22 protein-coding genes and 1 pseudogene are annotated in these 22,103 nt (G+C 39.7%); 1 reads left to right on the top strand and 22 read right to left on the bottom strand.

Translation table 11 applies throughout. The features are described from left to right. Positions 1-51 precede the first annotated feature (51 nt). Entirely contained in the window at positions 52-2,808 is a 2,757-nt protein-coding gene (gene ileS, locus CVT00_RS01955) for an isoleucine--tRNA ligase (RefSeq protein ID WP_107915340.1), read from the bottom strand. Positions 2,809-2,903: 95 nt separating this feature from the next. Between ileS and CVT00_RS01950 the strand changes: the two genes are divergently transcribed. Next, positions 2,904-4,001, top strand: a complete 1,098-nt coding sequence (locus tag CVT00_RS01950) for a CinA family protein (protein WP_107915338.1) — start codon at positions 2,904-2,906, stop codon at positions 3,999-4,001. 9 nt (positions 4,002-4,010) lie between these two features. Here the strand turns inward: CVT00_RS01950 and CVT00_RS01945 are convergent. The 21 genes and pseudogenes from CVT00_RS01945 to CVT00_RS01845 all read right to left on the bottom strand — a co-directional run. After that, positions 4,011-5,564 (bottom strand): annotated as a pseudogene (locus CVT00_RS01945) (retron Ec67 family RNA-directed DNA polymerase/endonuclease); the annotation flags it as partial. A 284-nt stretch (positions 5,565-5,848) separates the two neighbouring features. After that, on the bottom strand, positions 5,849-8,095 hold the full coding sequence (locus CVT00_RS01940; protein ID WP_107915333.1) for a hypothetical protein: 2,247 nt from the start codon (positions 8,093-8,095) through the stop codon (positions 5,849-5,851). Next, positions 8,092-8,610, bottom strand: coding sequence for a LolA family protein (locus tag CVT00_RS01935; protein ID WP_103647473.1), 519 nt, complete (start codon positions 8,608-8,610; stop codon positions 8,092-8,094). Before CVT00_RS01935 ends, CVT00_RS01940 begins: the two co-directional genes overlap by 4 nt. Further along, positions 8,607-9,035: an acyl-CoA thioesterase gene (locus tag CVT00_RS01930; protein WP_035142697.1), complete on the bottom strand. Its 429-nt coding sequence runs from the start codon at positions 9,033-9,035 to the stop codon at positions 8,607-8,609. The genes CVT00_RS01935 and CVT00_RS01930 overlap by 4 nt, the downstream gene beginning before the upstream one ends. Beyond that, entirely contained in the window at positions 9,032-10,642 is a 1,611-nt protein-coding gene (locus tag CVT00_RS01925) for a glycosyltransferase family 2 protein (RefSeq protein ID WP_107915332.1), read from the bottom strand. Before CVT00_RS01925 ends, CVT00_RS01930 begins: the two co-directional genes overlap by 4 nt. Next, positions 10,639-12,195: an AMP-binding protein gene (locus tag CVT00_RS01920; RefSeq protein WP_107915330.1), complete on the bottom strand. Its 1,557-nt coding sequence runs from the start codon at positions 12,193-12,195 to the stop codon at positions 10,639-10,641. The genes CVT00_RS01925 and CVT00_RS01920 overlap by 4 nt, the downstream gene beginning before the upstream one ends. Continuing rightward, complete coding sequence (locus CVT00_RS01915) at positions 12,185-12,730, bottom strand: hypothetical protein (protein ID WP_107915328.1); 546 nt, start codon at positions 12,728-12,730, stop codon at positions 12,185-12,187. Before CVT00_RS01915 ends, CVT00_RS01920 begins: the two co-directional genes overlap by 11 nt. After that, a complete protein-coding gene (locus CVT00_RS01910) occupies positions 12,720-12,965 on the bottom strand; it encodes an acyl carrier protein (RefSeq protein ID WP_087582919.1) in 246 nt (81 codons plus the stop codon). Before CVT00_RS01910 ends, CVT00_RS01915 begins: the two co-directional genes overlap by 11 nt. Positions 12,966-12,967: 2 nt before the next feature. After that, positions 12,968-13,225, bottom strand: coding sequence for a phosphopantetheine-binding protein (locus CVT00_RS01905; RefSeq protein ID WP_012140381.1), 258 nt, complete (start codon positions 13,223-13,225; stop codon positions 12,968-12,970). Next, complete coding sequence (locus CVT00_RS01900) at positions 13,209-14,018, bottom strand: lysophospholipid acyltransferase family protein (protein WP_230853781.1); 810 nt, start codon at positions 14,016-14,018, stop codon at positions 13,209-13,211. Before CVT00_RS01900 ends, CVT00_RS01905 begins: the two co-directional genes overlap by 17 nt. Beyond that, complete coding sequence (locus CVT00_RS01895; protein ID WP_107915325.1) at positions 13,945-14,613, bottom strand: beta-ketoacyl synthase chain length factor; 669 nt, start codon at positions 14,611-14,613, stop codon at positions 13,945-13,947. The genes CVT00_RS01900 and CVT00_RS01895 overlap by 74 nt, the downstream gene beginning before the upstream one ends. Then, complete coding sequence (locus tag CVT00_RS01890) at positions 14,613-15,029, bottom strand: excinuclease ABC subunit A (RefSeq protein WP_103557895.1); 417 nt, start codon at positions 15,027-15,029, stop codon at positions 14,613-14,615. Before CVT00_RS01890 ends, CVT00_RS01895 begins: the two co-directional genes overlap by 1 nt. A gap of 12 nt (positions 15,030-15,041) precedes the next feature. Further along, positions 15,042-16,295, bottom strand: a complete 1,254-nt coding sequence (locus CVT00_RS01885; RefSeq protein WP_103557907.1) for a beta-ketoacyl-ACP synthase — start codon at positions 16,293-16,295, stop codon at positions 15,042-15,044. Beyond that, entirely contained in the window at positions 16,295-17,014 is a 720-nt protein-coding gene (gene fabG, locus CVT00_RS01880) for a 3-oxoacyl-ACP reductase FabG (protein ID WP_103557894.1), read from the bottom strand. The genes CVT00_RS01885 and fabG overlap by 1 nt, the downstream gene beginning before the upstream one ends. Further along, the gene (locus tag CVT00_RS01875) at positions 17,007-17,450 is read right to left on the bottom strand and encodes a thioester dehydrase (protein WP_103557893.1); all 444 of its coding nucleotides are present in this window, start codon (positions 17,448-17,450) and stop codon (positions 17,007-17,009) included. Before CVT00_RS01875 ends, fabG begins: the two co-directional genes overlap by 8 nt. After that, positions 17,447-18,613 carry a beta-ketoacyl synthase N-terminal-like domain-containing protein gene (locus CVT00_RS01870; protein ID WP_107915323.1) on the bottom strand — a complete coding sequence of 389 codons (1,167 nt, stop codon included), beginning with the start codon at positions 18,611-18,613 and terminating at the stop codon, positions 17,447-17,449. Before CVT00_RS01870 ends, CVT00_RS01875 begins: the two co-directional genes overlap by 4 nt. After that, complete coding sequence (locus CVT00_RS01865) at positions 18,600-18,977, bottom strand: hypothetical protein (protein WP_230853780.1); 378 nt, start codon at positions 18,975-18,977, stop codon at positions 18,600-18,602. Before CVT00_RS01865 ends, CVT00_RS01870 begins: the two co-directional genes overlap by 14 nt. A gap of 25 nt (positions 18,978-19,002) precedes the next feature. Further along, positions 19,003-19,524, bottom strand: a complete 522-nt coding sequence (locus CVT00_RS01860) for a 4'-phosphopantetheinyl transferase family protein (protein WP_107915321.1) — start codon at positions 19,522-19,524, stop codon at positions 19,003-19,005. Continuing rightward, positions 19,505-20,188 carry an ABC transporter substrate-binding protein gene (locus tag CVT00_RS01855; protein WP_107915319.1) on the bottom strand — a complete coding sequence of 228 codons (684 nt, stop codon included), beginning with the start codon at positions 20,186-20,188 and terminating at the stop codon, positions 19,505-19,507. Before CVT00_RS01855 ends, CVT00_RS01860 begins: the two co-directional genes overlap by 20 nt. Before the next feature lie 411 nt (positions 20,189-20,599). Continuing rightward, entirely contained in the window at positions 20,600-21,454 is an 855-nt protein-coding gene (locus CVT00_RS01850) for a TPM domain-containing protein (protein WP_103606791.1), read from the bottom strand. Beyond that, the gene (locus tag CVT00_RS01845) at positions 21,454-22,047 is read right to left on the bottom strand and encodes a LemA family protein (RefSeq protein ID WP_021088893.1); all 594 of its coding nucleotides are present in this window, start codon (positions 22,045-22,047) and stop codon (positions 21,454-21,456) included. The genes CVT00_RS01850 and CVT00_RS01845 overlap by 1 nt, the downstream gene beginning before the upstream one ends. Positions 22,048-22,103: the final 56 nt, after the last annotated feature.

Below are 22,103 nucleotides of genomic sequence, written 5' to 3'. Positions count from 1 at the left end.
ACAACGACCACCGCAGCGATCGTTGCGACTATGATAGTTGCGCTTACTGGCTCACTTAGCACTTATGACTTCTTCACATCTTGGGCATAGCGCGTCTTCTTTGCTAGCGTTAAATTTCCAGCATCTTGGGCATTTGTGAAGGTTGCTTGCTATGATCTTAAATTTATCGCCCTCTAGCTCAAACTCAGCTAATGGCTCGCTATCATCATAAGGCCTAACTGAGCTTACCATATAAAGATCAGCCACTTCGCGCTCGTCGTAGCCTGTGATGCTGTGGTTTGTGGTCTCTAAGCTTAGCTCTAGAGTTGATTTTATCTTTTTGTCCTTTTTAAGAACATCCACGATCTCGTTAAATTTCTCCCTGCTGGCAAAAAGTATCTCATCTTCAAAGCTAAGGTCAAAAATGATTGGCTCATAGACTAGATCAAACGCGTCTTTTGCGTCGTCTTTGATGATCTTTGGAGCGTAGTCCATCACCTCATCGACGGTGTAAGTAAGCGTTGGAGCGATGAGTGGCAAAAGTGCCTTTGTGATGATCGCCATTGCGCTTTGAGCTGATCTTCTTCTTGGGGCGTCTTTTGCGTCGCAGTAAAGTCTATCTTTGCAAACGTCAAGATATACGCCGCTAAGATCGGCTGAAAGGAAATTTAAAAGGATGTTAAAGCCCTTTGAAAAGTCATAATTTTTAAAGCAAGCGCTCGCATCGTCAAAGACCTTTTTAGCGCGTGCTAGTATCCATTTATCAAGGATGTTAAACTCTGTATTTAGGCTCTCAAGGTCATTTACGTTTGCTAGTAAAAAGCGGATCGTGTTGCGGATTTTGCGGTATTGCTCGCTTATTTGTTTTAATATATCTTCGCTTATTTTTAGATCACTTGAATAATCACTCATGCCAACCCAAAGGCGTAAAATTTCCACGCCGTGAGTTTTGGCCACGTCTTGTGGAGCGATGACGTTGCCCTTGCTCTTACTCATCTTCTCGCCCTTGGCATCGACGGTAAAGCCGTGAGTTAGTATGCTCTCATAAGGTGCGTGAGAATTTACAGCTGTGCTTACTAAAAGCGAGCTTTGAAACCAGCCGCGGTGCTGGTCTGAGCCCTCTAGATACATGCTTGCAGGGTATTTGCCAGCGTCGTAGTTGTCGCTTTGTAAGACAGCATGCCATGTCGAGCCGCTATCAAACCAAACGTCAAGGATGTCCATCACTTTTTCTAAATTTTCAGCTTTGTATTTTGAGCCCTTTGGTAAAAGCTCGTCTATGCTTAGCGCCCACCACGCATCAGCGCCTTTTTCTTTGAAAATGCCTGCGATGTGGTCTAAAATTTCACTATCAAATATAACTTCTTTTGTCGCTTTATCCCTGAAAAACGCGATCGGCACGCCCCAGTCACGCTGACGAGAGATACACCAGTCTGGGCGATTTTCTATCATCGAGCCTATTCTTTTTATGCCTACGCTTGGGTAGAATTTAACCTTTTCAAGCTCTTTTAGCGCTGTTTGCCTAAGCGTTTTACCACCTAGTTTAGCCTCGTCCATAGCTATAAACCACTGCTTTGTGGCTCTATAAATGACAGGCTTATGCGTTCTCCAGCAAAATGGATAAGAGTGTCTAAATTTAGAGACACTAAGTAAATTTTTGCCAAGTAGCTCTAAAATTTTCTCATTTGCTTTAAAGATGTGCATACCGACAAACTCATCTACCACGTCGCTTCTAAATAGTCCGTGGTGCTTCAAGCTCTCATCGTAGCAGCCACCATCATCAACTGGCATCAAAATTTCACTAAAGCCATATTTCAAACATACGTAGTAGTCGTCCTCGCCATGCCCTGGAGCTGTATGAACAAGTCCGGTACCGCCGTCCATCATGACGTGGTCGCCTAGTAAAAATCGCGACTTTCTGCCGTTTAGTGGATTTATCGCGTGGGCGTTTTCAAGCAGGCTTGATTTAAACTCTTTTTTGATCTCGCCCTTGCTTAGACCGCTTTGCACTACGCTTTCAAGTAGTGGCTTTGCAAAGATCAAATTTTCAGCTGTTAGGACATAATTTTCATCTGGATTTAGGCTTATAGCTTGATTTGCTGGAAGTGTCCAAGGTGTGGTCGTCCATATGACAGCGCTTGCCTCTTTTACGCCAAGCTTCTCTAGCGCATCGCTGTCAAGACCAAAGGCTACATAAATAGAATAGTCCTCTTTTTCCTCGTACTCGACCTCAGCTTCAGCTAGCGCTGATCTAGCCGCCCAGCTCCAATAAACTGGCTTGCTTCTCTCTACTAAAAGCCCCTTTTTAGCGATCTCGCAAAGCGCTTTGTAGATGTCAGCCTCAAACTCAAATTTCATCGTCATGTATGGATTTTCAAAGTCGCCGATGATGCCAAGGCTTTTAAATTCATTTCTTTGAATGTCTATAAATTCTCTCGCGTGCTGCCTGCAAAGCTCCCGGATCTCGACCTTGCTAAGCTCTTTTTTCTTATCGCCAAGCTTTACTTCTACTTGCTGCTCGATAGGCAAGCCGTGGCAGTCCCAGCCTGGCACGTAGCGGACGTTTTCGCCGTAAAAATAGTGCGTTTTTGTAATGATATCTTTTAAAATTTTATTTAACGCGTGGCCGATGTGAAGGTGGCCGTTTGCATACGGAGGGCCGTCGTGGATGTTGAAGTTTTTAACCGAATTTTGGCGATTTTTCTTCATTTTTTCATAAACCTTACGCTCTTCGTACCATGATTTTAGTCTTTGTGGTTCATTTTGTGGGAGATTTCCGCGCATCGGGAAATTTGTCTCTGGGAGTAAAAGTGTCTCTTTGTAGTCCATTTTTTACCTTGATTTTAAAATTTGCTAATTTTACACCTGTGCTGGTTAAATCACACTGAAAAATAGTATAATGAGGCAAAAAAAGGAGCTTAAAAATGAGACAAAGTATCTTGATAATAGGCGAAGATCTTGAGATAAATAGAGAATTTCTAAACTACATTTTTCAAAGTTACGAGGATCATTTTGGCGAGCTTGGAGTGGTCAGTTTTGCTCCAAAAAATAGCAAAGAGCTACCTTTTATCATCGAAAATTTATCAAAAGATTACGACTTTGTAAGCATTTTTGGCTCAGATGAAAATTTTGCCATCGCTGCAAAGATCGTAGCGACGCTAACTGGGGGCTCGCTCGAGCTAAAAGATAGCACGACTCTTGCACTTAAAGATAGCTTAGACTACTCTAAAAATAGCTTTCTAGCCAGCCTAAATAACGCTCAGATAAATCTCATAAAAGCTAATCCAAATGAAGAGCTAGGCGAGTTTTTAACCGAGTATGAGCCTGATTTTAGCTACTTTCATCTAATAGACATCGACGCAGATAGCGCGAAGATCCTTATGCTGCCACTTGCTAAAACTTATGAGGTCGATATCACTCTTGCGCAGATCCTGCCAAATTTAATACTAGTAAGGGCAAAAAGCAATAAATTTGGTCAGATCGAGAGCTTTTTACAAGGGGTAAAAACGCTATTTTCGCAAAAATTTATCCCACAAAAAGATGTGATCAAATTTGTAGCAAAAAAGCTCATGCAAAAGGGGCTTAAAATTTCATTTGCTGAGTCTTGCACGGCTGGGCTTGTGGCGGCTAAATTTGCAAGATATGGCGGCATCTCGGCTAGCTTTGATGGCTCCTTGGTAACTTATGCAAACCACATAAAGCACGAATGGCTGGGCGTTGAGGATGAAATTTTAGATACTTACGGAGCCGTGAGTGAGCCTTGCGTAAAAGCGATGATAAAGGGCACGCTAAGCACGACAAATGCGGACTTTGCACTTGCTATTAGCGGTATAGCTGGACCTGGTGGGGGCACAGCTAGCAAGCCAGTTGGCACGGTATATGTCGCAGCTGGTGATAGAAACGGCAACATCGAGGTTGAGAGGCTACTTTTAAAAGGGGAGCGCAACTACATTAGAGAGCAGAGCGTGCTAAGTGCCTATCTATGCCTACTTCGGCTAAAAAGCGAGATATTTTTCGCGTAAAATATATTTTTATATTTTTATTTCATATTCTTCAATTATATTTTGTAGAGTATCGAGTAATTTTTTAAAATTTTGGAAATTTATATTACTATAATTTTTAAAAACATATTTTGAAAGTTCATTTTTTCCATATTCATTCCCGTTTTTAGGATCCTTTGAAAAGCTTCTGTTATTTATTTTGTGTTCTAACACCTCCTTATTTAGAAGATCTTCTATTTCAGCCTCTTGTTTATTAGTATCTACAATCGGTATAGTTGCTAAATAAAGATTACCCAAAAGCTTGTTATATAAATTTTTTTGTATTATTTTTTTAAAATTATCCTGATTTTCTTTTACAGATTTTCTAATAAATTTAGATAGCGGTTTTTCAATTCCATTTATTTTATGTAGTTCATTATCATAAAGCAAAATCGCTGGTTTGCATGATTTAGTTTCTTTTTTTTCAAAAAAATTAAGAAGATTTAATTTAACATCCTCTCCAGAATAGTAATTGTAGATATTAATTAAACTATCCGCACCATCTTTTGTGATACCAAAAAAATATTCAAGTCGCGAGCTCCTTTCTAAAAAAGATATTTTAAAATTAAATTTATTATTAACTTTTTCAATAAGTTTTGGATATTCACTATATAAATTTTTAAGAGCTGCTTTAATATAAAGAATATCTGTTTTTCCTTCTGTTAAAATCAATGGCTTATTATTCGCATAAAAATATTTATAAAAAAGAAATTTTTGATATTCCTTTTCCCTAGAATTTAACATTCTATGATTTTTATTTGTCTTTTGAATTTTATTATTATATCTGTCTATTTGATCTATAAAGTTAAACCTACCCTCAAGCTGGTTTAAATTAGCTTCTTTTTCATTAATATGAAAAGATCCATTGTTATATAGTGTGTTTGCCATAGCTCTCGTACTTTTTACATATTCCCTTTTTATACTAATCTTTTTATTTACAATAAGACCGGTTACTTCTTGTCTAGAGTCTTTATATAAAAGTCTCGTTTTTTTATCATTAATATTAAAACCCGCTCTTTTTACTTCATTGTTAAGTTTAGTCATAAAATCATCATAGAATTTTATAAAATTTTTATCATTTGTAGAAAAACTCAAATCATCAGCATATCTTGTATAGTCAAGCTTAAATTTTTTAGCTAGCTTAAGTATCCTCATATCAAAAATATTACAGATCAAATTTGAAATTATAGGAGAACTCGGAGCGCCTTGCGGCAATTTACCATCACAACAAAATATTTTTGCTAATAAAATAGAAGTTTCTCTAGAGAATTTTAATTCTCTATTTTTTTCAAAGTAGCCAGCAACTCTTCCAAAATGAAAACTGTCAAAAAAATCTTTAAGATCAATATTTAGAATAAATTTTTTATTTCTATGAATTTTTGCATTCGTAATAATACTTTTTCCTTTCTCAAATGCATGCGAAATATTTGTTTTTATATATTTATCCTTTTCTGTTTCTCTTATGTGATCTAAAATTTTAAAAACTATAGATTTTTGGATTTTTTTTAACTCTTTTTTAGGAGCATGGATTGTTCTATATCCGCCACTTTTTTTGGAATATCAAATGAAATATATGCTTTACCTGCTGTTATGTTATATAACAACTTTTTAAGTAACACGGTTTTAATTTTTATTAAGTTTGCAAATTGATCGAACGTAGTTAATTTATCCAACATAATAAAAGCCTAAAATTTTATCGGCGTAGCCACTCATTAAGTGCATAAGATGCTATGTATTAATATGCTGATGTAGATAAAAACCTCTATAACATTTTAGTCAATACTTGCGAAACACAAGTACAAAATCTAGCTACGCCTTAAAACACTATTTTACACTGCATTTGTAACTTTAAAATAAATTCTTTTACAAGCCAAAACGCTAGCACATAGCCCATATATCAGCACGCAAAGGCTAACGCTTAGCCCAAAGACGCTAAGAGCGGCGGTCTGGCTAAAAGAGAGCGTAAAAAACGAGATAAAACTCGTGATAAATGCGCAAAATATCCCATAAATTCGCTCTTTTTCGCTAAGGCTCTCATTTAGCGCAAATATCATGTAGTCAATCCCCACAGCGCTTGCAAGGATGAGCCCAAAGACGCCAAATATGCTTAAATTTACGCCAAAAATGGCAAAGATAAAGAGCGTAAGAAGCACGCCAAAAATAATGACACCCATCACAAGTGCCGAAATAAGCGCACTAAAATAAAACCAAAGTAGCAAAAACGCGATCACAAGCGCTGCTATTTTTAGCTTTAGTGCAAGCTCTTTTGCCTGAGTTAGGCTCTCATTTAGTGAGCTAGCGAAATTTAGACTAAAAGCGTTGTAGCGCTCGAGCAGCTCATCACTTGCCGCCCCTTTTACAAAGCCACTCACGTAAGCCACACTTGCATTTTCATCAAGCATAAATTTCTTAAAATCCTTCATCGATTTTAGAGCTAAAATTTCACTCACGCTAAGCTCTTTTTCGCTCAAAACCTTTAAAATTTCACTTCGCACTTCATCTTTGCTAAAGCCAAATTTCTCATAAACCCCATAAATTTGCTCATCATCAAGCGCTTTTTTAAAGGCCTCTTTTAGCTCAGACTGCTCGCTTTTACTTAAAAACATATCGCTTAGCGAGCTCTCATCTTTTATCAAATTTCTCTTTTTTAGCTCATCTAAAAGGCTCTTTTCATCAGCCAAAATGTCACCTCTTGATCTTGTCACGATCATCGTATTTTGGTTGTTGCCAGTTAGGCTTAAGATATAAGAAGAGTCCGCTAGCAGGCTATTTGGCATATTTGAGTAGTCTTTTACGTTTTCGCTTTTTGATAAATTTTTAAGATCAAAAACAAGAAAAATAGCTAGCAAAATAAGTGAGATAGCTAGAAATTTAACCCCCAAATGCCTAGCGATCAGGCCTGAGAGCTCGCAAAATTTAGTTAAGAACGCGTCAAAAACCTTTGATCTATAAAATTTAACCCCTTCAAAGACCAAAGGCATGAAAAAGTAGCTAGCTAAAAAGGCAGCAATGAGCGCAAACGCCGAAAAGAGCGCCACTTCTTTAAGTAGCCTAAGATCAGAAAAAGTAAAAGCTAGATAGCCACTAAGCGTGATAAGAAGGCCTAGCAAGAAAATTTTTAGCATATTTTTTATGCTGCTAGCCCTGATCGCTTCGCCCTCGTTTTTGCTAAGCCAGTGCAAGACGTAGTCGAACATAAGGCCAATGAGGCTCGTGCTTATTAAAATAGTAAGGATGTTTAGCTCATTTAGACAGAGCAAAGTACCCGCAAATGCCACGCTAAAGCCAAATACAGCGATAAATATCACATAAAAAATTCGCAAATTTCTAAAAGCAAGCATCAAAAATATAGCGGTCAAACTAAGCGAAACCACGCTCATATAAAGGCTCTCGCTCTCGTTTTTTTGCTTTGAAAATGCCTGATAAAGCGCACTTGAATGCACAAAAAGCTCGTTTTGCCCAACTTTTAGCGCATTTAGCTCGTTATAAAAATTTATTAGTCCTTCGCTCGAAACTCCCTTTTTTAGCTCGCCTTTTAGTAAGAAAAAGCTCTTTTTGCCATCCTTTACCTCAAGCATGAGATCTGCTAAATTTAGGCTTACGTTGCCATTTTTTGCGCTAAAGCCACTACTTAGCGAAAAAAAATCATCATTTACATTTAAAAGCCTAAAGCTAAAGCTATTAAAAATTTCCTCTGCGCGCTTTTTAAAAAAGGTGTTTTTATCGCTTTTTAAAAGCTCTAAATCAGCCCTACCTAAAAGCGCGATCTTTGAGCGGTTGATGTCACTTTTTATATCGTTTAAATTTATGTCAATGTTCGCCTCAAAGCTCTTAAAAAGCGAGCTTTTAAGCGCCAAGCTTTGCACGTTTTTGGCTAGCTCTTTGGAATTTACAAGTACCAAAAAATTTGATGCCATCTCATCTTGCACCTCTTTTAGCACCTTTGCCTCTTTGGCGTCTTTGAAATTTATCAGCGAAAAGATGTCAGTTTGGACGTTTTTTAGATTCGCAAGCGAATATCCAAGCGAGGCTAAAAAAACAAAGATAAAAGCCAAGATCGTGGCTAGTTTTTTCATTTTATACTAAACTCATTTAGCGTTTTATCGCCGCTTACCTCGTCAAGCTCGATCTTTTTTACCGCCTTGTCGCCACTTATCTTTATGGATTTAAAAATTTGTTTAAAGAGTAAATTTTTAGGGCTTAGCTCTATGCTCCACTCTTTTAGGCTGCCACTTGTCTTTATGTCAAATTCTTTTCTAAGCTCACTCTCATCAAGGCTGATGATAGCAAGAAAGAGCTTTTCATCAAAATTTGCCGTTGTCTTTTCAAGCTTGCCATTTTCGTTTTTGAAAATGCCATCTTTGTTTATAAAAACCTTTGAAGTGACAGGCTCAAGCGTATCCCAGTAAAGACCGCCCTTTTCTAGCCTAAACTCGCCAGAGCTTTTTATGCTTTTGTTAAAGCCAGCCAGACTCTTTGTCTGCGTGAAATTTCCGCTTACTCCATCTGTTTTTACTATATTTTTAAGCTCACCCAGCTCGTAGCCAAAGCAAGATATAAAAATGGCTAAAAAAAGAGCTATTTTTCTCATCTTTTCTCCTTTTCATTGTAGGCTTTAAGCGCCTTTTTTAGGGCTTCTGGCATCTCAAAGCAAGTTTGCAAGCTCTTCATTTCTATGACGGCTTGGGCGGTATTTGCCTCACTTAGTTTTTCGCCCTTTTCATTTTCTATAAGGTAGTGAAATTTCAAAAACGTTTCGCACTCGCTAAGCGTCGTCGTGACCTTTATGACGTCGTTAAAAAAGGCTGGGCGCACGTATTTTACGTCAAGTTTTACGATAGGAAAGGCGTAACCATCTTTTTTCATAGCGATGTAGTTGTATCCTAGCTTGTCAAGTAGCTCGCAACGCGCCATTTCTAGGTACTTGACGTAGTTTCCATGCCACATCACCTCCATGCTATCAACGTCAAAAAACGCCACTTTAAATGTGCTAACGTGTGAAATTTCCACTCTCATCTCCAAAAATCAAAAAAGTTAAACCACTGCGACGGGTTCTTGCACGCTCTTGCTTCAAGCTGCCTTACATAGCTTTGCACGTATGGCAAGACGCTTGCCTTGCGGTCTCTGCTAAGCTTTATCTCATCAGCGATATCGCTTAGCTCTATATCAAATTTATCGCCCTTTTTTATGCACCAAAGCGCGCTCATTTTTACTCCCAAAATGCCAGCTAGCAAGTATGGGCCGTAGTTAAATTTAGCCTCCTTGCCAAGAAAGCTAAGCCTTATAAATTTATCCCCATTAAGCGGTGTCCTATCGCCCATTATGCCGATATTTACGCCATCTTCAACCGCCTCTTTTAGCTCAAGCATAGTAGCCGCATCAAGCTTTTCAACGCTTATTAGTTTGATCTGCCCCTTGCTGATCTGCTCTAAAATTTTATAAAAATTCTCGCTACCCTTACTATAAACCAAGATGATCATACGAAAATTTGGCGACCTAAGCGAGAGTGCCTTGCAAATTTCTACATTACCAAGATGGCTTGTAAGCACGATCCTGCCGCGCTTTGAGGCTTCAAACTCATCTTTGATGCTATTAAATTTACTAAGCTCTAGCTCGCTTTCAAGCACGCCATTTTGCCAGATGCGAAATTTATCACATATTGCTATGCCAAAGTCATAAAAGTTGCTAAAAACGCCAGTAGTCGGCTTTTTACCGCTAAATTTCTCTACATTTAAAAGAAATTCTCTTATATTTTCTCTCTCAACTTTTGAAAAGAGATAGTAAAAGCAAACGACGATAATAACAATAGGTTTTATGAGAAATATAGGCAAATTTCTAGTTAAAAATAGGCTAACTCTAAGAAAAAATTCGTTCGATCTCTCGCCCTGTTGCCACCATATGTACTTCTCTTTACCAGTGATCTTGCCAAGCAAAAATGGCACTAAACTAAAAAAATATCTTGCATGCATGAGGCTTATTAGTGCGTTATCTTTTAGCATTTTAAAGTGCGAAACACCGCCAGCCTCGTATCTTACTTTTAGCGCTATCCACTTGATCTCTACGCCAGATCTTATGGCATTTACCAAGATCTCCATGTCAAATTCCATCCTATTTGAGCTGCTTTTAGAGGTCGCGATCTCAAGCTCTTTTAGCGGATAAATTCTAAAACCACACATCGCGTCTTTGATGTCAGAGCTTAAAGAGTTGATCTTGACCCAAAAATTTGTGATCTTTCTGCCATAAAACCTCGACTTTGGCGCATCTTCGCCATATACTGGGTCAGCTAAGATCATATCATGTGGATACTTTCTGCTAAGCTCCAAAAACTCCGCCACCTCACTTATGTCATGCTGAAAGTCAGCGTCGATCTGAAATGCGTGCGTGTAGCCATTTTGCAAGGCGTGCCTAAAGCCATCTTTTAGCGCAGCTCCCTTGCCACCGTTTTGGGCTCTAGTTAAAATTTCTACGCCAAATTCGCTCAAATTTTCCAACGCCTTTTTTGATACCTCGTTTGAGCCATCATCAACTATCAAAATGTGTAGATTGTAGCTTGCAAGCGCCTCACAAAGGGCTTTGATCTTTTCTGGATGGTTGTAAAATGGTATGAGAAAGAGCGTCTTCATAGGCCCAGCTTTATCCTACCACCAGCACTCTTGGTGCCGTTACAAAATATCTCAAAGTAAATCTTCTCATCTTTTTGTGAAATTTCTATACAAAGCTCGTCATTTGGCCTTACAAATTTTAAAAATTTCAAATTCTCCACCACGCATTGATCGCCTATTTCTGTGCCAAGTTCTCTTGCAAATTTAAATACAAAATCAAGCTGCACAAAGCCAGGCAAAAGCGGTAAATTTGGAAAATGCTCCATAAAAATGCCAAGCGCAGGACTTAGCTTTGTCTTAAATTTATAAACGCCATCTTCGCCACTTTTCTCCCAAGAAAGCTCCTCATTTTTTTCTAAAAGCATCTTAAAATTTGCCTTTAAAAACTTGCTTTGAGCGTTTTTGCAAAGCGAGCTAACGATCTTAAAATACCTAACGCTATTTTTAAACTCAGGCCTTAAAAGCTCATTTAGCCTTGCTACGACGCCCTTTTTACCGCTATCTCTAAAGAGCTTCACACCCTCTTCATTAAGCTCCAAAAGCGCAGCTAGACGCTTAAATTTAGGATGTGTGTCGCAGTAGCAGTCTTTTAAAAGACCACTTTCAAACATCTTATTTTCTATACTTATTAGATTGACCCTTTTGTCATTTAGCTTAACGATCCTATCGATCCTGCCCTTTAGCGTGAGCCTGCTACCATCTATCTGCGCCCAGTCACTAGTTTGGAAAAACTCGCACCAAGGCGAGCTCACATTTAACGCCTCGTCCTCGCTAAGGCCTGCTTTTACCTTGCTAAAAAGCAAAAGCTCATCGCCTAAATTTCTAGCCACCGCGCCAGTTTCGGTGCTGCCGTAGATGTCAATGATACGCGTGCTGCTTAGTTTTGCTATGCTGGCTCTTAGCTCGCTCTTTAGCGCCGAACCTGCGCAGATGATGTTTTTTAGCCCTGAAATTTCAGCCGCTCTTGGGCTAGAAACTAGCGTTTGAAGTAGGACTGGGCTTGTTACAAAGCTTAAATTTGTAAGGTCTAGCTCAAAGATCGCTTCTGGGTAGTTTAGCTCCTTGCTAACGGCTTTTGCGCCAGAGATGAGCGGCAAAAAGATCTTAAATGTAAGGCCAAACATATGCTGGTGCGAGACGCTAGCAAAAAATTTATCCCCTTCGCCAAATCCAAGCTCATCTTTTAAAAATAGCCCCTCTTCTATCATCGCTCCAAGGCTTTTTTGGATATTTTTACTAGCTCCACTAGAGCCTGAGGTCTGAAGGAAAAATGTAGAATTTTGATCAAATTTTAGCTCCATGCTCTTGCTAAAGTCTAAAAAATCACCAAAATTTTCATCATTAATAACAAATTTATCCCCGCTATATATCGGCTTTGCAAGCAAGATAGGTTTTACGCCAACTCCAAGCGCTCCAAAAAAAGTGGCGCAAAAGTCAAAGCTCTGGCTTAGATAAATTTCTATCTCGCTTAAATTTTTCTCTTTTAAATTTGCCCCAAAGGTGGCCGCGTACTCGTAAAGATCCTTGTTGATGTCCACAAATTTAAATGCCTTTAGACACTTTTTAAAATCCATTTTCCCTCTTTAAAATAAAAATTTTACGATATAAAATTTCGCCAAAAAACAAAACTCCCATCAAGATATAAGATACAAATGAGCAGTAAATGCTCCAGTAAATTTTATCTTCAAACTGCGCCAAAACAAAGGTAAAAACTGCGTTAAAAACGAAAAACCAGCACCAAATTTTAGTTAGTCCTCTTGTGTAGCTAACGACCTTTTCATCTATGTTTTTCTCTTTTAGCCTAGCAAGCCTAGTTATCACTGCCTCACCCTTTAAGCTGTAAAAAAATACCGCCAAAAAGCCAAGACTTACGATACTTGGGTATAAAAGCGCTAAATTTACGCTTCTAAAAATAGCGCAGACTGCAAAAAATAGCCCAGCTGCTAAGCAAACCTGCCTTGTTTTACCGCTTTCAAAATAAGCCCTAGCCAGCCAAAGAGCACATAGCACACAAAAGATAAAAGCGGCACCCTTTTGCCAAAAAAATAGCACCAAAGGGTAGGCGATGCTTGCTAAAACTAGCGCTACTTTTACTATCTTATGCTTCAAATTTCTTTGCTACGGCTTTTACGATATCATCAAGCGTTTTTACGTTTTTAAAATCCTCTGGCATCAGCCTATAGCCAGTTTGGCGCTTGATGTAGTCAATCATATCAATAGCATCTATGCTATCTATCTGCAAGTCCTCATATATCCTAGTTTCAGGCCTTATCTTGCTCTCGTCTATCTCAAAAAGCTCGATCAAAGCCTTCTTTAAAATTTCAAAAATTTCTACTTCGCTCATCGTTATTTCCTATTTTCATAAATGTATTTTGCAAGAGAAGATACGCTAAAGAATATCTCTTTTAAATTTGCTGTCTTTGAGTCAAGCACGAGGCCATATTTTTTCTGCACAGCAAGCCCAAGCTCTAGTGCATCGACGCTGTCAAGCCCGAGCCCCTCGCTAAAAAGCGGCGCGTTCTCGTCGATATCGCTTGGCTTCATATCCTCTAAATTTAAGCTTGTGATGATCAGCTCTTTTATCTCATTAACTAGTTCTTTCACTAAATTCCTCCTTATAAATTTTACTTATCTCTTCGTGTAGCGCCCTCGCCCTTACGGGGCTTGGCCTATCTTTTAAAAACTCACCAACTTCAAATTTCTTTAGCTCTTTAAAGACGTACTTTATCTTTTCATCTGGCGTTTTGTACCATGGCTCATTTTTTCTAAGGCTTCTTGGAGCCATATTTATACCCACGCAAACCACGTTAGACGCGCCTTTTATGCCCATGTATGCGGCCGCTTTATGAAAGATGATCTCATCTTTCGTGCGTGTGCCCTCTGGGAAAATGAGCAAATTTTCGCCGCTTTTTAAAACATCTACGCTTTTTTGTAAAAATTCCTCGTTATTTGTGTTTGGTATGTAGTTGCACGCCCTAATCGCCGCAAATAAAAATATATTTTTGCCAAGCTCGCCCTTTACGATGCAGTTTATCCTTTTAAATTTTGAGACCAAAAAGACCACATCAAGGAGCGAAGGGTGGTTTGCGATGACTAAATTTGAGCCGCCATTTAGCTTAGTAAGCTCAAATTTATAGTCTAGATACCCACAAATTTTAGTAACTTTTATAAAAAATCCCCAAGAAACTCTAACAATATCTCGGCATAAATTTTGCACAAATTTAAATTTATTTAGCCCTAAAAGCACGGCTGGCACTAGCAAAAGATCGCCACTTATGCAAATGAGTGCAAAAAAGAAAAATAAAAATCCAGCTCTTAAAATTTTAAGGCTCATAGCTAAAATTCCAAGAAGCGAAATGACTGCTACTTTGCCACGTTTTTGCCAAATTTGGGTCAAAATTTACGATGAAACTTTGCAGTAAATTTTCTGAAATTTCTTCTTCTTTTTCCACTCTTTTTAGAGTTAAAACTCTCTTATCTTTTGCCTTTGAGACGACAAGCGCTAGCATAAATGATGGCTTTTGCTCATCAAAATAGCTCTGTGATATCGACTCATGATAGGCTAGGATAAGCACCTTTTCATATCCGTCATTTAGCCTTAAAAACGCAGCTTGCAGCGCGTCTTCCACTGGGCTAAATGATGAGATGGCTAGAATTTCATTGTGATTTTTAGCTTCGATGCTAAGAAGCGACGAGATAGCGTTATGCACAGAGAGCGAAAACGACGTTGGCGATACTGGCTCAGCCTTTGCAAGTGCAGTTTCTAGCTCAAAGCAGCGATTTATCTCGCCCTCATAAGAGCTAAAAATGACTGGCATGTCGATCTTATCAAAGCCGCTAATCAGGCTAAAAGCGCACTTCGCGGCACTACTTAGCCTCCTTCTTTGCATAGGCGGGATCTTTGCTAGATCAAATTCTTTTTTGTATCTAGCTATATCCTCGCTGATCTCGCCGTAAGCTATAGCGTCATAAAAATCAACTTGAAATTTCATTATTTTGCGATGTCGCCTCTTAGTGTGACTCCAGACATCAAAGAACCGCTGCCGCACTGAAACTGAGTCTTAGAGTTAAATGGCTGTTTTTTGTAATATCCAGTCAAATTTACAACCTTCGTGCCGCCCTCTTTCACCGCTCTTTCTTGAAATGACTTTAGAGCAGAGAGAAGTGCGATCTGGCAAGCCTCTTCGTCGCTTTTGTTAAAGCCATTTGTCTTTTTGTTTGATGTTATATCTCTTACGATCACCTTGCCAGTGTATCCTGTGCCAAAGCTAATGCTAACGTTTGGTAGCAAAAATTCTTTAGCCTTTGGGCCGTTTAGAAAGTCAAGTGAGTGATACTTCACGTCATCTCTAGCGCTAAGGCTTGAGGCAAATGCCAAAACGGCAACTAATGAAACTAATCTTTTCATTTTCTATCCTTTTTAAAATTTGTTATCTACTCTTTTAAATATCAAAGATGTATTTACACCGCCAAATGCAAAGTTGTTACTCATCACAAAGTCCGTCTTTATCGGCGTTGGCTCCTTTAAGTAGTTTAGCTTTGCACACTCAGGATCAGTTACTTTTAAATTTATAGTTGGGAAAAAGAGCTTTTCTCTCATCATCATTATGCTAGCGATCGCCTCTAGTCCGCCACAAGCGCCAAGCGTGTGACCAAGATAGCTTTTAAGTGAGCTAATGGCGATGTCCTCTCCAAAAAGCTCGTTTGTAGCGATACTTTCAGCTATATCGCCATGTTTTGTCGCGGTCGCATGGGCATTTACGTAGCCTATGCTTTTTGGCTCTAGTTTTGCCGCGCGGAGTGCTAAGCTCATCGCCGCTTTCATCGTAGCGCTTTGTGGTCTAGTGATATGCGTGCCGTCACACGTAGAGCCAAAACCAACGACCTCAGCGTAAATTTTAGCTCCTCTTTTTAAGGCGCTCTCTTCGCTTTCAAGCACTAAAAATCCAGCTCCCTCGCCAAGTACCAAGCCATCTCTATCTTTTTCAAACGGCGTTGGTGTCAAATTTGGAGTGCTGTTTTTCACACTAGTCGCGTAGAGCTTGTCAAAGACGTATGCCTCACTCACACAAAGCTCCTCAGCCCCACCAGCTAGCATCATGTCTATGCTGCCATTTTTTATGCTCTCATAAGCATAGCCAATGGCGTGTGAGCCGCTCGTACATGCCGAAGATGTAGGGATGATGCGTCCTTTTAGCGAGTAAAATAGCGCGATATTTGCCGCTGTGGTGTGAGGCATCATTTTTATATAGGTATTTGCGTTAAAGCCGCTATCCATGTCCAAAACTAGCTTTGCCATATCAAGGATAGAGTCCGTGCTACCAGTGCTTGAGCCACTAGCTACGCCCATCCTGCCATCTTGCACGCTTGGGTCTAAATTTGTAGCCTGCAAGCCTTCGCCATTTAGCAAACCAGCATCTTTTAAAGCAAGCCCAGCCGCATGCACGCTATAACACGAGACCTTACCAAGGCTTCTTAGCTGTTTCCTGTCCCACTCCTGCGGGTGTTTGTAGTCTATGATAGGAGCTGCTAGGTGCGTGTTTAGCTCCTTATAGCCCTCCCACTCGCTCATATATCTCACGGCATTTTTGCCTGCAAGAAATTTAGCCCTCATCTCCTCCCAGCTGTTGCCAAAAGCACTGACTGCGCCGATACCTGTGACAAATACACGCATTAGCAAAGTCCTCCATTTACGCCGATAACCTGCCTTGTGATGTAGCTAGCCTCGCCACTTAGTAGAAATTTAACAAGTCCTGCCACCTCATCTGCCTCGCCAGCTCTTTTTGCAGGTATGGCCTTTAGCACCTCGTCTAAAAAATCGCTATTTAAAATTTCTTCGCTCATATCTGTCTTTATAAGCCCAGGTGCCACGCAGTTTACTGTTATGCCCCTACTGGCAAGCTCGACTGCAAGGGCTTTGCTAGCTCCTATGATGCCTGCCTTGCTAGCTGAGTAATTCACCTGACCTCTGTTGCCAATGACCCCTGAAACAGAGCTTAGCGTCACTATCCTAGCTGGCTTTCTAGCCCTTATCATAGGCATTAGCGCTGGCCTTAGGACGTTGTAAAAGCCATTTAAATTTATATCTATCACATCAAACCACTCTTCATCGCTTAGCCCCACAAAGGTATTATCCCTTGTTATGCCAGCGTTTAAAATAACGCCGTAGTAGACGCCATTTGCCTCCATGTCAGCTTCTATCGCCTCTTTAGCTGCAGCGGTATCAGCCACGTCAAATGTCATAAATTTAGCCCCAAGCTCGCCAGCCATCTTTAAAAGCTCATCGCTCTTACTTCTTGCGTGAAGCACCACTTCGTATTCATTAGCAAGGCGCCTAGCGATGCTAGCTCCTATACCCCTACTTGATCCAGTTATCAATACTCTCTTACTCACTAAGTGCCTTTTTTACAAATTCTTCATCAGGGCTCATCACGTTTAAAACCGCCCTTGCGTCAAGCTCGCCATTTACAAAAAGCTCGCTGTCATAAACGCCAAAACCACTCTCATCTTGAATGGAGCACTTTGAAATGATCACTATCTCATCGCCCACTTTAAAATATGGCCTAAAAATTTCAAATTTTCTACTACCAAGCAAAAAGCCAAATATCGCCTTTTCGCCCCTTAGCTCACGCATCTTGGAGTCGTAGATGCCAAGACTTTGAGCCATCATCTCTATCGCCTTTTGCGTGTGAAATCTCCCATCTTCTAAAAAAGGATTTTGCTCATTTATCACGCTTCTTACTTTTATGCTCTCACAAGGGATAAATTCTAAAATTTCATCGATCAGGGTTATGGCGCTGCTGTGTGGCAAATAATCACTTATCATCATCTCACTCTTTTAAATATTATCGCGGCGTTATCTCCGCCAAAGGCAAAAGATAGCGACATCGCTGTTTTTACGTCAAATTTCGTGCCGCTTTTTACTAAATTTATAGCCTCTAAGTTCTCATCATACTCGCCGTCATAAACGTGTGGCGGCAAGGTGCTATTTTCTCGCATGCAAAGCATGGCGCAAATGGCGCTTTCTATTGCTCCAGCAGCCCCAAGCGTGTGACCGATCTGTGGCTTTAGCGTGCTTGCAAAGGTGGCACCAAGCGTTAAATTTATAGCTTTTGCCTCCATTTTCTCATTTGCCTGCGTGCCGGTGCCATGTAAATTTACATAGTCCACGCCACACATGCTAGCTCTTTTTAGCGCGTTCTCTATGCAATTTACCGCCATTTTAGCGCTAAAATCAGGCTGCGTCATGTGAAAAGCGTCGCAGTTTGAGGCTGAGCTGGCGACTGCGACGTTTGAAATTTCATCACGGCTTAGCAAAAATAGCCCAGCTCCTTCGCCGATATTTATCCCCTCTCTATTTTTAGAAAATGCCTGGCTTGGGGCGCTGCTTAGGATACTAAGCGAGTTAAAGCCATTTATCGTAAGCGTATTTAGGCTGTCTACTCCTCCACAAATGACCGCATCACAAAGCTCACTTTCAATTAGCCTTTTTGCTTCTATGATTGCTTTAACGCCTGAAGTACACGCAGTCGATACGCAGTAGCTTGGACCGCTAAGCTCGTAAAAGTCGCTCACAAACTCGGCCACGTTTGCAAGGCAGTTTCTGTTTATGCCAAACCTGCTTTTATCAAAAAATCCAGTCGCGATATAGCCTTTAAATGGCTCGAAATTCTCCTCAACGCCGCTTGTTGTAGTGCCAAGAACTACTCCCACACGGCTTTTGCCATATTTTTTGATCGCTCTTTTTATCTCCTCATCGATCTCTAGCATCGTGTTTAAAAGCAAGGCGTTGGTGCGAGTTTTGAAGTGCTCTTTAGTTTTGCTTGAAAAGCTAGGCAAAGCGCCATTAAATTTACCCACCAAAAACTCATTTTGTGGGTGAAATTCGCAGCTTTTACTTAAAAATCTCTTGCCACTTAAAAGCGAGATTAAATTCTCATCACTACTGCTACCTGCGGCGCTGATAATGGCTGGTTTGCTAACGTAGATCAACGCTTTTTACCTCATAAATTTGATCATCTATCATAAATTTTTGCTCATTTTTTTCATCTTTTATCATCTCAAGCACCTTGATAAAAAGCTCATTGTAGGCGCTATTTGGCGGCAGGAAGCCCAAATTTGCAAACGTGCCGTCCTTTAAAACTCGCCTAGCTTCTGGTGCTCCAAGTGCATTTACAAGGCTAAATTTATACTCATTTTCGCTATTTTGCACATAGAGCATTAGCGGCCCTTTTGATGAACTGACCTTAAATGCCTTTAAGCTAAAATCCGCCAGCTTTGGCGTATCAAATTTCTTAGCACAGCCAAGAGCTAGAAGCGTTACCACAAGGATCATAGCTATCTTTTTTACAAGCACTTTTTGCCTTTTTAGTGTTTAATAATCATAAAAATTTAACAATTATATCTTTGCAATGCTTAAATGCAAGGCAAATGATAAATAGATTATTAATAATCAAGTATCTTCTATCCATTTCATCAAATTTAGCGCCAGCAAGGTCGCTAAAGGCTAAATTTTTGGCTTTTATAACAGCTTCTTTTGCGGTGTAAATTTCATAAAATTTTTGCATTTTGTCTTTGGCATTTGCGTAAATTTCGCTCTCTTTTTTGTTAAAGCAAAATTTGATCGCTCCGTCAAAATTTCGCTCTTTTAGCTCCTCCACATCAACGCCAACTTTTTCTTTTGAGATAGCCAAAACGGCGATATTTTCTTTGTGAGAGAGGCAAATTTTACCCCGTTTTTTTGCTTTAAATTTTAAATAGCGAGAGAGTTTAAATGAGTTTGAATTTGCTAAATTTGGATATCTTTTTAGTCTCCTGCGATCTTTTTTAGAGAGCATTTTGGGGCTAAATTTCTCAGCCTCAAAGCCGATAAAAAGATAAATTTCACCCCTTTTTATATGCATTTTCAACTCTTTTTTTATACTCTTTTGCGCTTTTAAGCGCCTCTTTAAACTCGCCACTAACCGCCCTTAAAGCGTCATTTTTAAGCTCGATCTCATCTTTAAACGATCTAATCCTTGGCGTAAAAGCGACCTCATCCTCTCTAAAATCAGCCTCTTTTAGATCAAAGTTTAAATTTTTAACTTTTGCATTTAAAATGCAAAGGGCACATTTTCTTGGTCCAAAGATGAAATTTCGCTCTTTTAATGGCTTTAAACTTCTTACTAATATGCCGCCATAAAGCGCTGGCTCACTCTTAAAAGAGATGTCAAAACCAAAGTTGTGAAAGTAAATTTCGCCAGCCTCGCACGATCTTTTGTAGGTGTTTGCATCAAAGCAGGTGTAAATTTCAAGCTCGCCAAATTTATACTCCACGCCGCTTACAACTAATATCTTGCTTTGCATCAGCTCACGCAAAAAGCCCTGAAATTTTGCATCAAGATACGCCTTAAAACCTGCTATTTTAAGAAGCTCATCTCTTTGGCTCTTATCTAAGCTTTTAAAGCCATCTCGCCTGAGTGCTTTAAATTTTTCTTTGTCAAAATGACTTTGCTCTAAAAACCCACTAAGCATTGCCGATAGATCAAATTTAGCAAAATGGCTTTTAAGTAGCTCTCCTGATAGCATTTTTGCTCCTATTTTTTTGGCATATTTTAAGAAATTTAGCTTTTATATGCAAATGCTGGGTCTAAAATTTACAAAATGATCCTTTGTTCTACAAAGAAAAATGGCAAATTTTAAAATTTCGTGAGCGAGTAATTTCGGCTCTAAAATTTGAGCTAAGCGATGAGCGAAGCCAAATTTTAGTAGTCAATTCTTGCGAGTGAATGGAATTTTAAAATTTGCAAGAATAGCTTGATTAAATTTGTAAATTTCTTTTTATTCAAAAAGGGAAACAAGGGGACTTGAATTACGGTCTACTTGCAGTTACGAGACGAAGTCGAAGTAAAAACCCCTCGCACGTTAGAGGTTGCTGTGCTTCGCACAGTTTTTACAAATTACAAAACATAATAAATTTACTTCTAAAGCGCGCAAATTTCACCAGCTGCCACTAGCTCCGCCTCCGCCAAAACCACCGCCGCCGCCACTAAAGCCGCCTCCTCTACCACTTGAGCGACCGCCACCATTTGAGCCAGAATTATCACGTCTAAAGCCCATTGACAAAGAGCCGCCTTGGCTATTTCTCTTAAAAACATCTTTTAAAATAAAGAAAAATACCGCAAAGATAAAGGCAAAAGCGCCAAAGATGATAAGGTAGTTTTGCACGCCAAATCCCTGCTCAAGTGCGGTTGATACAAGTCCAGCAAAGCACGTGCTAAAGCCAGTTCGCATAAAAAATTTACCAAAGATCACAGAGGCAAAGCAAGAGAGCATGCCAGCAAAAAAGGCAAACACGCCAAAAGGTAAGTCGCCAAGGCTAAATTTGCTCTTAAATTCCTCGCCACTAGCTACCTTTATGATCGCTACCACGCCCTTTTTTATGCCAGCGCTCATATTGCCATTTTTAAACTCAGGTATCATCACGCTATTTATGATCTGGCTTGCCACGGCGTCAGTTAGCGCCCCTTCAAGGCCGTATCCAACCTCAATGCGGACCTTTTTCTCATTTGGAGCGACAACTAAAAGCACGCCGTTACTATCTTCTTTTTGACCTAGTTTGTAGCCTCTAGCTATCTCTAGCGATAGCTCTTCTATGCTTTTATTTTCAAGCGAATTTAAAGTCACTATGGCGATTTGCGTGGTGCTGTTTTGCTCGAAATTTTGCACTAAATTTGAGAGCTCATCTCTTTCGTTTTGTGAAAAGATATGAGCCTCGTCGTTGATCTGCTCATTGAAATTTAGAGCAAAACAAAAGCAAAACGCAAAGAGCAAAAGGCTAATGATTTTTTTCATTATTTCTCAAACGAAACTTTTGGGTTTTTCATATCTTCGCTGCTAACCTCGATGCCTTGCTTTGGCTTCATCTCTGGATGAAAGATACTAGCTATAAATTTACCTGGAAAGCTTCTAAGAGCTACGTTATACTCTTTTACAGCCTCGATGTAGTCGCGCCTTGCTACGCTTATGCGGTTTTCTGTGCCTTCAAGCTGGCTTTGGAGTGAGAGGAAATTTTGGTTTGCTTTTAGCTCTGGGTAGCTCTCGCTAACTGCCATTAGCCTGCCAAGCGCAGAGCCTAGCTGACCCTGAGCTGCCATAAATTCTTTAACCTTTGCCTCGTCGCTAAGGCTACTTGCGTCGATGCTTACTTGCATGCTCTTGCTTCTTGCGTTTGCCACGTCTTCAAAGACCTTTTGCTCGTGAGCTGCGTAGCCTTTTACAGTTTCAACTAAATTTGGCACGAGATCGGCTCTTCTTTTGTATTGATTTAGCACCTGAGACCACTTCTCGTTGGTGTTTTCATCAAGCACGACAAATGAATTTGCGTATTTGAAAGCGCCAAAAACAAGTGCGGCGATGACCACAACTATGGCTATTAAATTTTTCATGTCTTCTCCTTTAAAAGGGGTGATATTAGTAAAATAAGGCTTAAAAAATGATGTGA

Origin of the sequence: Campylobacter concisus (genome assembly GCF_003048675.2) — a bacterium.
Lineage (GTDB): Bacteria > Campylobacterota > Campylobacteria > Campylobacterales > Campylobacteraceae > Campylobacter_A > Campylobacter_A concisus_F.
Note: the sequence above shows the minus strand (reverse complement) of the source record. Positions and strands in the feature narration are given on the sequence as shown.

Excerpts from the sequence above, each read along its gene's own strand:
- CVT00_RS01860 (WP_107915321.1), bottom strand. The coding sequence starts at position 19,524 with ATGCATATAAAAAGGGGTGAAATTTATCTTTTTATCGGCTTTGAGGCT.
- CVT00_RS01890 (WP_103557895.1), bottom strand. The coding sequence starts at position 15,029 with ATGAAAAGATTAGTTTCATTAGTTGCCGTTTTGGCATTTGCCTCAAGC.
- CVT00_RS01875 (WP_103557893.1), bottom strand. The coding sequence starts at position 17,450 with ATGATGATAAGTGATTATTTGCCACACAGCAGCGCCATAACCCTGATC.
- CVT00_RS01935 (WP_103647473.1), bottom strand. The coding sequence starts at position 8,610 with ATGAGAAAAATAGCTCTTTTTTTAGCCATTTTTATATCTTGCTTTGGC.
- CVT00_RS01925 (WP_107915332.1), bottom strand. The coding sequence starts at position 10,642 with ATGAAGACGCTCTTTCTCATACCATTTTACAACCATCCAGAAAAGATC.
- CVT00_RS01845 (WP_021088893.1), bottom strand. The coding sequence starts at position 22,047 with ATGAAAAATTTAATAGCCATAGTTGTGGTCATCGCCGCACTTGTTTTT.
- CVT00_RS01920 (WP_107915330.1), bottom strand. The coding sequence starts at position 12,195 with ATGGATTTTAAAAAGTGTCTAAAGGCATTTAAATTTGTGGACATCAAC.
- CVT00_RS01850 (WP_103606791.1), bottom strand. The coding sequence starts at position 21,454 with ATGAAAAAAATCATTAGCCTTTTGCTCTTTGCGTTTTGCTTTTGTTTT.
- CVT00_RS01930 (WP_035142697.1), bottom strand. The coding sequence starts at position 9,035 with ATGAGAGTGGAAATTTCACACGTTAGCACATTTAAAGTGGCGTTTTTT.
- CVT00_RS01885 (WP_103557907.1), bottom strand. The coding sequence starts at position 16,295 with ATGCGTGTATTTGTCACAGGTATCGGCGCAGTCAGTGCTTTTGGCAAC.
- CVT00_RS01940 (WP_107915333.1), bottom strand. The coding sequence starts at position 8,095 with ATGAAAAAACTAGCCACGATCTTGGCTTTTATCTTTGTTTTTTTAGCC.
- CVT00_RS01855 (WP_107915319.1), bottom strand. The coding sequence starts at position 20,188 with ATGCTATCAGGAGAGCTACTTAAAAGCCATTTTGCTAAATTTGATCTA.
- CVT00_RS01910 (WP_087582919.1), bottom strand. The coding sequence starts at position 12,965 with ATGAGCGAAGTAGAAATTTTTGAAATTTTAAAGAAGGCTTTGATCGAG.
- CVT00_RS01950 (WP_107915338.1), top strand. The coding sequence starts at position 2,904 with ATGAGACAAAGTATCTTGATAATAGGCGAAGATCTTGAGATAAATAGA.
- CVT00_RS01895 (WP_107915325.1), bottom strand. The coding sequence starts at position 14,613 with ATGAAATTTCAAGTTGATTTTTATGACGCTATAGCTTACGGCGAGATC.
- ileS (WP_107915340.1), bottom strand. The coding sequence starts at position 2,808 with ATGGACTACAAAGAGACACTTTTACTCCCAGAGACAAATTTCCCGATG.